A 14,049-nucleotide genomic window follows, 5' to 3' on the forward strand; every position below is an offset into this window, starting at 1 on the left:
TGTAACGACCTAATTCATAAATAAATGGTTACATTTCTCATTTCTTCTGCTACTATACCATTGTAACCCTTTAAATCGTAATTAGCCAGTTACAATGATGAAGGAGGAAATGAAATGAGCGTTAACCCCGTGGATTTACTCGTCGTGCAAAAGGACAATACTTGGGATGTAGAGGAATGGATCGTGCCGTTGTCGACGGCATTGGAAGGTTTGACCGCCGAGCAAGCCGCTTGGGCTCCGCCGGGAGGCGGCAATACGATCTGGCAAACCGTCAATCACATCAATTATTATAACGGGCGGATCCTCAGCCGCTTAAGAGGAATCAATCCGGGCCCGGCCTTAGAAAAAAACGAAGACACCTTCGCCGGAACCGGCGGGACCTCGGATGAAGCGGCATGGGCCGACGTTCTGGCCGAAACGAAACGAATCCAACAGGAATTGCGCGAGGCGATCGCTTCTTTAACCGATGAAGCCCTAGGGGCACCATACGCCAATACGGGCGAATCGTTCGGACGCGAGCTCTCCCGCTGGTTGCTGCATGATGCCTACCACGCCGGACAAATCGTGCTGATCCGCCGGCAGCAGGGATCCTGGAGATCCTAATAAATCTTGAAAAAAAAACGGCCCGAGCCTTAAGCTCGAGCCGTTTTCTCTTTGATTGGGTGGTAAGGCAGCCGCATCGGCGACAGTTGTCCCTGACCGTAATGGACGGTCCAGGTGATCACTTTGCCGGCGATCAGCACTGCCAATATGGTAAACATCGTTTCTTTGAATGGTAAATATAACAATGAGACCGTCAGCACGACCGCATCCATGATAATAAACATCGTACCGATCTTAATGCCGGACCACTGGCTTAGCAGCATGGACAAGATATCGTCCCCGCCGCTCGCTCCGCCGGCCCGCAGTACAAGTCCCGCCCCGAAACCGGTGAGAAGACCCGACAATAATGCGGCCAACGGCAGATTGCCGTGCAGGTTCATCGTCAGCGGCGAGAATTGCTCGCACAGCTCATAAACCAGCGAAAACGTCAGTGATGCCACCACCGTATTCATCACGAACCGATGGCCCTTCAGCCACCAAGCAAGCACCACGATCGGCAAATCGAGTGCGATCATGGTTAAGGCCGGAGGCAGGTTAAACAAGTATTTGCCAAGCAACGCCAGGCCAACAAATCCGCCTTCCGACAGTCCGTTCTGAAAATTGATGTGGTAATACGTAAACGCCAATAAACTAGACCCTGCTAACATCATTAATAACCGAGTACCGTACGTTTGCCATCTTGCTTTTGTCCTCATTTGGAATCCCTCTTATCGTAGTTTGGTTGACCATCCGGCAACACCCTACGGAGTGAGTCCATGAGGAGTTCATCCTTCGCATGATTTCACGCTTCTTTCGTAGGTTTGTCGCCGAAATACCGACTAGCTACGAAAGGAGCTAAGTATAAGAGAGATCAAAACGTTTCCAAATCGTCCTTTGGGATTTCGTCCTTCGGGGACACATGGTATCCTGATCCTTTCTGTTAGAATTTCTTCTATTCATATTATACCACAAAACGAATCATGACTCCACGGGACAGACGACAAGCTATTTTATTTTCTGCGAACAATGTGATAGATGTCATTGCATTTTAGTAGCAGTTCACACTTTGGCAATTTTCGATGTGACGAAAGTCACCTTTTTACGATTCAAGGCTTCCTATACTGAGGTGGAACGAAAAATCAAGGAAAGAGGGTTCACCGATGCTTGATTCAAAAACGATCGAAGTCATTAAATCCACTGTGCCGGTTCTCGAAGTTCATGGACAAACGATTACGAAAACCTTCTATCAGACCATGTTCAAAAATCATCCCGAGCTGCTGAACGTGTTTAACCATGCCAACCAACGTCAAGGCAAACAGCCTACCGCGCTGGCCAATGCGGTGTATGCCGCCGCGGCGCACATCGACCGCCTGGAAGAGATTCTTCCTGTCGTTCGCGGCATTGCCCAGAAGCACCGCGCGCTAGGAATCCAGCCGGATCAATACCCGATTGTCGGCGAGAACCTGCTCGCCGCCATCAAGACGGTGCTGGGTGACGCCGCCACCGAAGAAATCCTCGATGCTTGGGCCAAGGCGTATGGCGTCATTGCGGACGTATTTATCAGCGTAGAAGCGGAGATGTACCGCGAAGTCGAGCAGAAAGAAGGCGGTTGGCGCGGATTCCGCCGCTTCATCGTTGACCGGAAGATTAAGGAGAGCGACGTGATCACCTCCTTTTATCTGAAGCCGGAGGACGGCCAAGCGATTGCCGCCTATGAGCCGGGGCAATACATTACCGTCCGTGTAAAACCGGAAGGCCAGGAGTTTACCCATCTGCGCCATTACAGCCTGTCCACGGCACCGGGCAAGCCGTATTATCGGATTTCAGTGAAGCGGGAAGATGCTGCGGAGGACCGCCCAGCGGGCATTGTCTCGACCTATCTGCATACCCAGATCGAAGAAGGCGATGTGCTCGAACTTAGCGCGCCGGCCGGCGATTTCACATTGAATCCATCGTCGAACCTGCCGCTCGTGTTGCTCAGCGGCGGCGTTGGTCTTACGCCGATGGTCAGCATGTTGGAAGCAGCGCTGCAAGGCGAAAACAAACGCGATATCGTCTATGTCCACGCCGCTCGCAACGCGAAGCACCATGCGATGAAGGAGCATATTGCCGAGCTCGCACGGATCAACGACAATCTGCGTGCCTACACCGTATATGAAACGTCAGAAGCCGGCGAAGGCTGCGACAAAACCGGCTATATCGATCTGCCTTGGCTGAAGACGATTACGACAGCTGACAGCGACTTTTACTTCTGCGGCCCGGTTCCCTTCATGAAGGCGGTTCGCCGCGCCTTGAAGGAATGGGGCGTGCCGGAAGAGCGGATTCACTTTGAATTTTTTGGACCGGCTGGCACCCTGGACGAATAAGCGGCTTACCAAAAGCGCGGATAACCGGAGCAATCCCGGTTATCCGCGCTTTTGTTCGTAAAGCCGTTTCTTATGACCGTTCGTGACCATGGCTGCGCAGCAACCGGTTCACCGTCTCTCGCCGTACGCCGATCAGCTGTCCGATCTCTTCTTGAGTCAAATAATCGGTCAAAGGTACGCCATGAGCATGCTGTCCCAGCCATTTCGTCAGCAGCTCCAGCCGTTCGGCCGGCGTCCCAATCGTCAAATGGTCAAGCCTCTCCTGCATGAACCGAACCTTCTCCTGCAGCAGCTGCGCGACCTCCAGCGGCTTCTTCGGATCCTCCTGAAGCTCGCGATACCATACCTGCGCAGGGATCGCTTCAACCTCGCTGCGCATGAGAGCGATCGCCGTCCCGTGCACCTCTTTCGGGGTAATCAAGGAATGATGCGGTACCGTTTCCCCCGGGTACAAAATATTAAACAAAACCATGTTCCCGTTCGGGTGCAGACGCGTTACCTTAAACAGCCCGCTCTTAATATGGTATAGAAAAGAACCATCGTCCCCTTGACGGAACAAGATTTCGCCTTTATGCAGGATCATGCCAATCTCTCCATTTCCACAACTGCCAATTAACTTTATTATAGCAAAAACAGAGAAGACTGTCCTAACCAAGATCAAAACAAAGGCTGCCCCGTCTATATCTTCCGTATTACGGCCCGCGGAGTTTACGATGCCAAGCCTCGTAGCTGTGAACGGCAATCCCGGCAAACGAGCCGTGCCTTTTTCCCAGCTCCTCCAACCTTTTCATCTCCCGGTCTAGCGAAGCAAGCGGCTGATCATGGAAGGAAACGCCGGGCCCTTCCCGGCTCTCGCCCAGCTCGACGCCCACCCAGACCCGTTTCTTTTGCCGATCCGCTTCATTCAGCGTACGCTGCGAGATTTCATAGATGCGACCTGCGGCATCCCGGTAGGCCATAATTGCCAAATAATCGAACTGATCTACCATCCAATCGCCCAGCGGCAGCTGCAAGGCCCCGCTCGGGTGGTCGATCCGATCCAGCCAGAACGGAACGGCCGCACCGATCGCAAGATCGTTATATCTCGCCTCTTCGGTCCAGACGCGGACGCCCTCCATCCACTGCTCTACCACGGCTTCTTGATCCTTCTGCCATCGGTCCAGCAGGTAGGGCTCAACGTCCAGTTGGACGCCGGCAAACCGCTCCTCCGGCTTCCCTTCCCGGTTGAAGTCGATCACCCATTTCAGAAACGCCTCGGCTTCATCCCGGTGCTCCCGCAGCGCCCACTCCGGATGACCGCTTAAGGCATGCACCTGGATGCCTGCTTGGGCGGCAGCACGGATGAAGCTGCGGTAACTGTCCTGCTCCACCCCGCTGCCAATTTGCAAGAAGATCGTGTCCACACCCTGCCCGCGGACAAAGTTCAGCAGCTCACCCGGTTGCTGTTCGATAACCTTCGTCTCCCAAATCCAGGTCGCCTTCGCATGTGAACCCGATGGCCGGATAAAGGCCAATAACATAAGCAAAGCCATCAACAGCATCCCGCCAAGCGCAAGCAGGGCCGGCCGCTTGCTTCCCGACAACGCCCGAAGGCGGACGAAGATCGGTTTTTTGAGCATCAATCCTCGTATCCTTAACCTACGATCAGCGCTGGGGACTCTTCCTTGATATGCGCAACGGAGTGGCCGATCTTATACACATGCGGCAGCGGATAATCGCGGAACGCATTGCGCGTATCCACGATCGGCACGCCGAGGTGAGCGATTCCTTCATAATCGAAGTTGCTGTGATTCGTCACCAAGACGATGCAGTCGTAGGCTTTGAATTTATCGAGATCGTATTCGACGCTGTGCACCACGCCGCCGGATTTTTCACGGAAGCTTGTCGCATACGGGTCGTAATAGTCCACCTTGGCGCCGCTGTCCTTAAACAGCTCGTACACGGACAATCCCGGCGATTCGCGCAGGTCGGCGATATCGGGCTTGTACGCCATGCCAAGGATCAAGATGCGGGATTTCTTAATCGATTTGGCGTATTCGTTCATGATTTTGGACGTTTTATTCACGACATAATAAGGCATGTTGTCGTTGGTCGACTGCGCCAGCTCGATGAATTGGCTGTAGAACCGGAAGCCCTTCGCTTTCCAGCTCAGGTACATCGGATCCAGCGGGATGCAGTGGCCGCCGATGCCTGGTCCCGGATAGAACGGCATAAAGCCGAACGGCTTGGTCTTCGCCGCGTCGATGACTTCCCAAATGTCGATGCCCATGCGATCGCACATCATGGCCATTTCATTCACAAAAGCGATATTCACGCTGCGGAACGTGTTCTCCAGCAGCTTGGACATTTCCGCCACTTTAGGCGAGGACACAGGAACAACCGTTTGGACATATTGGGAATACAGTGCCGTCCCCAAATCCAAGCAAGCCTTGGTGGTTCCTCCGATGACTTTCGGCGTGTTGTAGGTATTAAATTTCGGATTGGACGGATCGACCCGCTCCGGCGAGAAGCAGAGGAAGAAGTCCTCGCCAACCGTATAGTCCAGCTTCTCCAGCTCGCGCTGAATCAGCTCTTCCGTCGTCCCCGGATAAGTTGTGCTTTCCAGCGTAATCAGCATGCCTTTTTTCATATACCGCTTCAACTGATCCACCACGGTGACGATATAGGAGGTATCGGGATCCTGATTTTCACTCAGCGGCGTCGGCACGCAGATGCTGACTGCGTTAATCTCGGACAATACCGCGTAATCCGTGGTTGCCTGGAATCGCCCTGTGGCCATCACTTCGGCCAGAGTTTCGGACGGGATATCGTGAATATACGATTCCCCGCGGTGGATTTTCTCGATTTTCGCTGTATCCAGATCGATGCCCACCACCCGGAATCCTTGCTTCACCATTTCCACGGCCAGCGGCAAGCCGACATAACCTAAACCCACTACGCCCAGTACGGCGGTCTTCGATTCAATCGCATTCATCAGCTTCTGGTAATGATTGTTCACAGGTTTCTACCTCCATTATGTTCTCTATATTGGAATCAGGTGTTATTGGATGCAACGGCGAATCCGCGCGTCGAGTTCAACCGGGGAGAACGGCTTGGTGATATAATCGTCTACCCCGTTTTGGAAGCATAAGCTGATCGTTTTCTCGACCCGCTGCTCCGTAAGCACAACGATTTTAGGCATTTGCTCGTTGCCGACTTTCTGAATTTGATGGATATACGGCAGTCCATCGATACCGTACAGATTCAGCTCCGTCAGCACCAGATCCGGTTTCCAATCGGCGATCAAGTCCAGGGCGGTTAAGCCGTTATCGGCTGTCATCGTTTCATAGCCCTGCATATTCAGCCGGATTTGAAGGAATTCGCGTACCGCCGGATCTCCTTCGACGATGAGAATTCGGCTTTTGACGAGCAGCATATCGGCCTTGGTAAAAATATAAATATCATCGGAGTAGTTCTGCTTGGCTTTTTCCTCGATTTGACTCAGCACCTGCGGGGTAATCGCTGCCCGCGAAGTGAAGCTGGCCAGCGCCATCCGCGGACGATAGTCGGCAATGCGCTCCTGCAGCTGCTGCTTCAGGCGCAAGCCTTGATAGTGAACGGCATCCAGCGTCAGGCCTGGCAGCAGCACCGCCACGCTTCCTGGCTCATCCCCGCTCCATACATCAAACTGAAGTCCAGGTTCAGACTCCAAAATTCCCCGCACCTGGGATGCCACGTAAAAGGGGCCGCCTGCGGAATAAATGAATAACACCCCGTTCACCTCGCTGGCTGTTTCCCTCACGCGTTGCCCCATGCCGGCGTATAAGCCGGATTGTTCCGTTTGGTTATGCAGTGCTGTCAGGTTTGACATCATTCATTCCCGCCTTTCTTCTTCCGTAAGTTTATCCTTAAGTTTGGTTACTTCTTGGATCCAAGCCTTCCTTTGCCCTATCATCTCCTTTCCGGCAACCGCCGCAAAGCGGGGGAGGGGAGCTCCCTGATCACTAGGCTGACTTGGCCGGCTTGGCCGCTTTGGCAGCCGAATCTCCCTTGTCCTGCCAGCTTTGACGGGTCATCGTCCCCCAGGAGTTGTTATTGCGCATAAACTGGATATGTCCCTGGATGCGCCACAATCCCCCGAGCTGCGCGTAACCGAAAAACTTTAGCGCCGAGAACAACAACAGCTTGCACAAATCCGACAGCTTGTCGAATCGTTTGAACGCCAGTTCCTCCAGTAAGAGCGCCCCGATACTGAGCACGTAACCGCTGAGGAAGTTGATCAGCCAGAAGATCGCAAGAATCCGCCAGTGCGTCATGTCCATCAGCGTGTACCCAATCAGGGCGAGCAGCCCCGTGATTTTAAAATAAGGGTTCAGCGCTTCAAAAATAATGTTGTACGGCATCGTCAGAAGCCCCATCACCTTGTATCTCGGATTAAAGGCCATGTCGTAGTTCTCGATCATGTTCTTCAGGTTCCCGCGGCCCCAACGCTTGCGCTGGTTCGACAGAATCCGGTACGTGTCCGGCGCCTGCGTCCAGCACACCGCCTCCGGACAGAACGCGATGCGGTACTTCAGCTTGTTCTCCAGCATGTAGCGATGAAGCTTGATGATGATGTTCATATCCTCGCCGGGATACCCGCCGCGATAACCGCCGACGGCAATAACGTAATCCTTGCGGAACAGGCCAAACGCTCCCGAGACGATGATCAGCCCATTGATGGAGCTCCAGCCGATCCGGCCGCCGAGGAACGCCTTCAAGTATTCCGTGGCCTGGAACATCGGCCAGATTTTGCGAGGCAGCGAAACCTCTTTCACTGCCCCGTTCTCAATCACGCAGCCGTTGGCAATCCGCACGTCGCCGCCGATGGCCACCGTTTCCTCCGGATTTTCCATATACATCCGGGCCATCCGGATCAACGCGTCCTTCTCCAGCAACGAGTCGGCATCAATCGAAGAAATGAGCGGATAATGCGCCAGGTTGATGCCGGCATTCAGCGAATCGGCTTTACCGCCGTTCGGTTTGTCGATGACGTACAGATGCGGGTACTTCGGATTGTGGTACACCGCCGTAATCGGTTGGCAGTCGATCGTGTGACGAACGTCTGGATTCGGGAGCGGCATCAGCTCAAATTCTTCCCGCAGCACGCCCAGCGTGTTATCCTTCGACCCGTCGTTAATGACGATGACCTCATAGGTCGGATAATTGAGGGTCAGCAGGCATTTCACATTCTCGATGACCGTGAGCTCCTCGTTAAAGGCTGGCACCAGCAGCGAGACCGGCGGTACCAGCTCGGAGCCGGACAGCGTGTTGTATTTCGAATAGGCCGCCCGGCGGAAGATCGTCAGAATTTGGCGGAACGAGAACGTCATAATCGAAAAATAAATCAAGTTAACCGACATGACGTAATACGTCGCAAACAGACCATAAATCAGCAAAATATCTCTAAGCAGTGGTCTCCCTCCTCTCAAGCGCAAACGCATAACGCCCCAGCGCCGGGACTTGCCCCGGCATTTCTTGGCCGCGCATCGCAGCCATCGCCACCTTCACCAGATCCGGGTTATCCTCCTTCATCAACTGAAGCAGAAGCCGGCTGGTGTCCAGCCGCGTCTCCATCAGAATATCAGCGGCGAGATGGTGAATCGGTTTGCCATGACGCAACAGATAGACCAGCATATCTCTGAGCTGCTGCTCATGCTCCGCGCTCTTGGCAATTGAGCGGGCAATGACGATGCTCAGCGGGCTGTATTTCTGATGCTTCAGCATCGTGAGCAGCCGCGGCACCGCCTCCACCGCCCGCATCCCGCCAAGCCGGTAGGCGGCGGCGATCCGCCGGCCGTAGAACAAGCTGTCGAGCAGCTTCAGGTCCTGCTGGACAAAGCCAGCGTTGTAACATAATGCGATCAGCTTCTGCTGCAGATCGCCCTTAAATTGTTCGATCCATTCGGTTACCCGCTGTTGGATCACCCGCCGTTCCAGCTCAGTCAGCTTGCCCGGCGGCAGCGGAAGCTCCTCAGCATCGCCCAAATGAGCCTGAAGGAACAGGAAATAGTCCTGGTGCTTCTGCAAGTATTCCTTCGTTTTACGCTGAATGAGCAAATGCCGGATCTTTAAGTAAAACAAGAGCAGTATGCCTATGCCGATCAGCCCCAGGCATACATAAATAAAGGCAATTGCCAGGCCAAGATGCTGACCCGCCATCTTCATTTCCTCCTCTCGGCGCCTGGTTATTCTCCCGTGGTCCTGCGATCTGGCAAGCTGCGGTAGAACGCCTGCAAGGCGTAATAACCGGACTTAAGCCGCTCGGTGTACTGCACGGTTTCCCATGGCTGCCATACATATTTCGGGAACGTGTCCAAAGAGACATTCTCCCCACTGTCACCGCTATCCGTCCCCGATTCACTCCGCTCCCCGATCCAAGGCACGAAGGTGATGCCGTCGGTCTCGGTCGTCGAGAAGGCGAGGTCCTCCTTCAAAGGCCGGTAGTCGATAACCTGGCGCGAGCTGGGATCAGCGAAGCCCAGCAGCATCCAAGGGATACGCAGTTCTACCTCATTGCCGCTGTACTGCCACGAAGCGAGAGAGTTGAAATCATCGCTTCCCGTGTCGGTTGTGCCGCGAATCAGCTGCCCAACGGTCATGTCCTGAAACGGATGGGCCGATCGGGTATCCGGAGGTTTCATGGTCAAGCTGACCGCCAGCTTCCAAGGTTGAAACTGCACGGTTTGCTCCTCGGTAGGATCGTCCAGCATCCAATAACCGTGCCGCCCGTAGAGACGGCGGTGGAAATCGTAGCTTGGCGCCACCCGCACTTCGGTCTCCTCATCGCTCCCGATATTTACGATCGCCTCGAGGCCATCGTTTAACCGCAGCCCCGGCATCTCCGACACCGGCTGGTTGCCGCCAGGTTGCGTATTCGCACCCAGCCGGATCAACCGCTTAGCAGGGGCGAACGGCTCGCTGAGCCGCAGCCCGACATAAACGTAAGCTTCATCGTGCGTTACCTGCAGCCGGTCGATTCCAGCCGCTGGTTGATCCCAGGCTTGGACCTCTCCCTCCGGCAGCGCGTCCCAATCGTCCAGCTTGCCATCGATGATGAGGTCGTCTTCTTTCCCGGGGCCCATGGCCAACAGGCCAAATTGTTTTTCGTTGGTGAGCACATTCAGCCAAAAGGCGCGCCGATCCTCTGGGATCTCAAAGCGCATCGTATTCCACGTCTTCTTAAACCATTCGTCCTGCCACATGAACAAGATCGCGCCGGCATACCCGGTATCGTAAATATCCTTCGTCAGGGAGACGTTGATTTCGCCTTGCTCTTGTTCGTTGTGGCCCCCCTGGTTCCGCCCCCCTCGGCCGAGGTGGGAAACGCCCAGCGAAGACGGGACGCCATATTCGGTAATCATTACCGGGATGTCCTTATAGTAAGCTTTGAGCTCCTGTAAGTAAGCTTTATAGGTGTTGAAATCCCCATTCCCGTCCGGAATCGTCTCGAGCGTCTTATCCAGATGGAAAAAGTCGGGATAATACGGATACGCATGATAGGCAGCGAAATATCCCGCTTCCCATTTCACCGGCTGAATATGGGTTGCATCCACGCTGACCAGATCCTCCTCGAACAGCGGTTCGCCAGGATGCTCCAGCACGTCCGTGGTCACCCAATTCGTAAACGTGATCGGATGCTCCCACCCGTAAGTTCGCTCCTTCCGGGCCGTGTCGTCCACCAGTTCCGCGAGCCAGCTCTCAAACGGAGTTGCCTCCTCGGTCGCCGCAAAATACTGCCCTTGATACGGCGTAATACCAGCGTGCTTGCGGTTCGTATTGTCCACCATTTCCGGGTCCCATTCGGTGCCGATATGCCATGCCATGAGATAAGGACCAGCGTTGGCGGTATATTTGCCGCCCGATGTTCCCGGCTGCTTGGGCACCTTCAAATCGCCGTATACAGCTTTGACCGCTTTTTCAATTTCCTTGTGAAAGGCTTCCTTGATCCCCGGAATATAAGCGTCCTGCTGCTCGATGAGCTGCTCTTCCGGCGACCAGATCCCTTGAATGAAATAAAGGGGATCCTTCCCTTTGTCCCGGTTGTATTTGACTAGCGCCTTGTAGAACACCGGGTTGTGCACCGTATAAATGCGAATGACGTTTGCGCCCATATCGTCAATTTGTTGGAACCAGCGCAAGTAGTCGTCTTCCGTGATCGGAAATTCCCCAGGAAAATGTCCCGGCACCGTCGCCCCCAGGTTGACGCCTTTGACGAACATTTCCTCCCAGCGGCTCTCGCCGTCATAGGCTAGAAATTTGTCGCCTTCGGTGCGGAACTTCAGCTCGGTTCCGTCCTCTGCCGCATAGCTGTAATGGGGCGGCGGCCAGTTTAATACGACCAGCACCACGCAGCCTGCGATCAAGAGGCCTGCCAGAACGAGCCCGATCGCTAATCGTTTTTTCGCTAATGTCGTCATCGGATTTACCCTTAGTTCACCTCGCTGTTCTTCTTCTCGTGCACGTTCCGTTTAAGATCGAAGCCCCTGCCGTGCCCGGCCTCTCCTATGAGGCAGCGATCTTACGTACTGCCGCTTTCTATGCAGCTATGCAGGTGATGATCCAGTATGGCCGATTCGCACCTCCGCTTCTCAAAATCACTTTTAATCATGAACCAAGCGGACCTGTCGTGTAACTAGGCTGATGGGAGTGTTTTACAGTTGGGTCTGTTTTCCGGGGGGATACGGATTTTCGGCATACTTGCCCGGTTGGGTCATTTCGTGATAATAGACGTGCAAAATTCATCTAGGTTTCGCTCAATTTTTACACCCTTTTCCATAATGGTTACAAAATTGATACCAAAGTCTTGTCCGAAAATCGCGTCATTCTGCGGTTTTTCGCGATTTGCTTCCGTTACAGCCCATCGCAAAAAAAGCTTCCCAGGTCCCAGCTTGGGACTAGCGTTTTTCCAGCATCCCGGGTGACGCTTTTACGTCATGCCATCCTACCTTGGTCGGCGACTTCTTTCCTAAAAAATGATGTTTTCCCGCCCACTTCCATTTCAGAAGCAAGCAAATTGATTTCACCTGGCGTTAACAAAAAAAGCTCCCGACCTGCCAGCGGCAGATCAGCAGCTTCTTTGGTTTTACCTTGGTTTTGCACAAATTTACCCGCCGTTAATCCGGCGAATCGGCCGCGGCCCCATCATGCCCGCGAACGCGATCCATTCCGGTCCGGACTCGGTCTGAAGGCGCGCCCGCCGTGCGCCGGGATTGACTCGCGTCACGGTTCCTAGGACCTCTCGCCCCTGCCATTCCCAATGAATCTTATGGTTTGACAGCTTTAATGACTGCCGAGACGATATAGTCTTCTACCTTCGACTCAGGAACCCAATCTTTAATAAACGTCCGGGATTCCTCGTTTGGCTCGACTGCGATATCCTTAAATCCACTTTGTGCAAGCATCGTTTTTAGTTCGTCAACCGACGAAGCTCCGGATATGCACCCTGAATATAAAACATCCAGGTCGTTTTTGATTTCCGCCGGAAGCTCTGCCGTTGTGACAACATCGGAAATGGCCAGACGCCCGCCGGATCGCAGGACACGGAATGCTTCGTCAAAGACTTGCTGTTTATCCGGCGAAAGATTGATGACGCAGTTGGAAATGATCACATCCACCGTTTGATCCGGGACCGGTAAATGCTCGATCTCCCCTAGCCGAAAATCCGTGTTCGTGAATCCTCCTTTGACGGCGTTGCTGCGAGCGCGACTCACCATTTCCGGCGTCATATCGACCCCGATCACATAGCCGGTGTCCCCAACCTGTCGAGACGCCAGAAAACAATCGAAACCGCCGCCGCTGCCAAGATCCAATACGACTTCTCCCGGTTTCAGCTCCGCGATGGCTTGCGGATTGCCGCAACCTAAGCCAAGGTTCGCGCCGGCCGGAACCGCCGTTAATTCTTCAGTAGAATAGCCCAGCTGCGAAGATACGCCATTAGCCGATCCGCAGCAGCTTGAAGCTGGTGAACAGCACGAGCCCGACTCCACTTCTTGCAAGGCGATTTCCTTATACCGGCTGCGTACATTTTGGCGAATTTGATCATTCTTTAATTGATTCATGAATCCTCTCTCCTTCATTTTAAATATTTGCAAATTGCAAGTATTATAGAAAAAAGACACCCTCAAAAAGGGGCTGAACAGCATTGGCTGGATTTCGCCATCGCTTCGTTTAATAGTTTGATCGAGCGTATGACCGTATCTTTTTCAAAATCGTTCATGTGTGAAAAGATTTCGTTGAAATAGTCATTCATTTGCCGGTCAATCGCCCCCGCAACATATTTGCCTTCCGTCGTTAAGGAAAGAAGATGCACCCTCCGGTCGTTTGGATCGGGCGTTTTCTTGACTAAATTCATCTTGATTAACGATTGGACCTGTCTGCTAAATGTCGTGATATCTGTCCCTAATGTCTCTGCTACTTGCTGAATAGAAGGCTTATGCTGACGATCAATTTCGTAAAGGATATGGCTTTGAATGACGGAGATGTCACAGCCGCCGGCAGAACAGCAGTTTTTATTCAGAAAGCCAAAGCGACGAGTCATGATTTGAAATAATTCACGTACATTTTCCACATTTTCCACGGTGCCTCACCTCTCATGAAACAGTTATACCGCATTTATTTGCAATTTGCAAGTATTAACTTTACCTTTATCTCAGGAAATGGGTTATGAGGAGGGCGTAAATTTCGGTATTGACTTTTTTTAATACAAATAACAATATGGTTATATGGTTTTAATATGGGGTGATAATCATGACAATGGAATTTGAAAAGATAGCGGATATTCTGAAAGCTCTAGCCGATCCGACAAGGTTGAAAATCCTCTCTTTGCTCCGTATTCGCGATTGCTGCGTGTGTGAACTGGTTCCCATCTTTAACATTTCCCAGCCAGCCATTTCTAAACATGTAAGCCGTCTAAAAACGGCTGAATTGGTCCGCGAAACGCGAAAGGGGCAATGGGTGTTCTATTCGATCAACGAGAAGCGGTTAGAGGAAATTGGTTATGCTCTGTCCCATTTGCCTGATCTGTCCGAGGAGCTGCGGAAATTGGAGCAACGAGGAATGACAGTTACATGCGAGTAAAGGG

The 14,049-nt window shown here is 53.1% G+C and carries 14 protein-coding genes; 3 read left to right on the forward strand and 11 right to left on the reverse strand.

Annotated features, from left to right (window positions below):
- Positions 1-114 precede the first annotated feature (114 nt).
- Entirely contained in the window at positions 115-603 is a 489-nt protein-coding gene (locus U9M73_RS08600) for a DinB family protein (RefSeq protein WP_323076848.1), read from the forward strand.
- Between the two features lie 29 nt (positions 604-632).
- On the opposite strand, the gene U9M73_RS08605 is transcribed toward U9M73_RS08600, so the two are convergent.
- Positions 633-1,298 carry a YitT family protein gene (locus U9M73_RS08605; protein ID WP_323076849.1) on the reverse strand — a complete coding sequence of 222 codons (666 nt, stop codon included), beginning with the start codon at positions 1,296-1,298 and terminating at the stop codon, positions 633-635.
- A 444-nt stretch (positions 1,299-1,742) separates the two neighbouring features.
- Here U9M73_RS08605 and hmpA point away from each other — a divergent pair, with 444 nt between their 5' ends.
- Positions 1,743-2,948, forward strand: coding sequence for an NO-inducible flavohemoprotein (hmpA, locus tag U9M73_RS08610; RefSeq protein WP_323076850.1), 1,206 nt, complete (start codon positions 1,743-1,745; stop codon positions 2,946-2,948).
- A gap of 70 nt (positions 2,949-3,018) precedes the next feature.
- Here hmpA and U9M73_RS08615 read toward each other — a convergent pair whose 3' ends face one another.
- The 10 genes from U9M73_RS08615 to U9M73_RS08660 form a co-directional block, all read right to left on the reverse strand.
- The gene (locus tag U9M73_RS08615; protein WP_009225289.1) at positions 3,019-3,531 is read right to left on the reverse strand and encodes a Crp/Fnr family transcriptional regulator; all 513 of its coding nucleotides are present in this window, start codon (positions 3,529-3,531) and stop codon (positions 3,019-3,021) included.
- Positions 3,532-3,640: 109 nt separating this feature from the next.
- Positions 3,641-4,567 (reverse strand): hypothetical protein, encoded by a 927-nt coding sequence (locus tag U9M73_RS08620; RefSeq protein ID WP_323076851.1) that lies wholly within the window; start codon positions 4,565-4,567, stop codon positions 3,641-3,643.
- Between the two features lie 14 nt (positions 4,568-4,581).
- Positions 4,582-5,922 (reverse strand): nucleotide sugar dehydrogenase, encoded by a 1,341-nt coding sequence (locus tag U9M73_RS08625; protein ID WP_407673974.1) that lies wholly within the window; start codon positions 5,920-5,922, stop codon positions 4,582-4,584.
- Between the two features lie 66 nt (positions 5,923-5,988).
- Positions 5,989-6,801, reverse strand: a complete 813-nt coding sequence (locus U9M73_RS08630) for a response regulator transcription factor (RefSeq protein WP_323076853.1) — start codon at positions 6,799-6,801, stop codon at positions 5,989-5,991.
- 130 nt (positions 6,802-6,931) lie between these two features.
- Entirely contained in the window at positions 6,932-8,329 is a 1,398-nt protein-coding gene (locus tag U9M73_RS08635; protein WP_323079096.1) for a glycosyltransferase family 2 protein, read from the reverse strand.
- Between the two features lie 43 nt (positions 8,330-8,372).
- Positions 8,373-9,128, reverse strand: coding sequence for a hypothetical protein (locus tag U9M73_RS08640; RefSeq protein ID WP_323076854.1), 756 nt, complete (start codon positions 9,126-9,128; stop codon positions 8,373-8,375).
- A gap of 26 nt (positions 9,129-9,154) precedes the next feature.
- Positions 9,155-11,386, reverse strand: a complete 2,232-nt coding sequence (locus U9M73_RS08645) for a hypothetical protein (protein ID WP_323076855.1) — start codon at positions 11,384-11,386, stop codon at positions 9,155-9,157.
- A 514-nt stretch (positions 11,387-11,900) separates the two neighbouring features.
- On the reverse strand, positions 11,901-12,068 hold the full coding sequence (locus U9M73_RS08650; protein ID WP_157273437.1) for a hypothetical protein: 168 nt from the start codon (positions 12,066-12,068) through the stop codon (positions 11,901-11,903).
- A 164-nt stretch (positions 12,069-12,232) separates the two neighbouring features.
- A complete protein-coding gene (locus U9M73_RS08655; RefSeq protein ID WP_323076856.1) occupies positions 12,233-13,027 on the reverse strand; it encodes an arsenite methyltransferase in 795 nt (264 codons plus the stop codon).
- A 62-nt stretch (positions 13,028-13,089) separates the two neighbouring features.
- Complete coding sequence (locus tag U9M73_RS08660; protein WP_009225281.1) at positions 13,090-13,536, reverse strand: MarR family winged helix-turn-helix transcriptional regulator; 447 nt, start codon at positions 13,534-13,536, stop codon at positions 13,090-13,092.
- A gap of 185 nt (positions 13,537-13,721) precedes the next feature.
- Between U9M73_RS08660 and U9M73_RS08665 the strand changes: the two genes are divergently transcribed.
- A complete protein-coding gene (locus U9M73_RS08665) occupies positions 13,722-14,045 on the forward strand; it encodes an ArsR/SmtB family transcription factor (protein WP_016311641.1) in 324 nt (107 codons plus the stop codon).
- Positions 14,046-14,049: the final 4 nt, after the last annotated feature.

This window comes from Paenibacillus phoenicis (assembly GCF_034718895.1).
Lineage (GTDB): Bacteria > Bacillota > Bacilli > Paenibacillales > Paenibacillaceae > Fontibacillus > Fontibacillus phoenicis.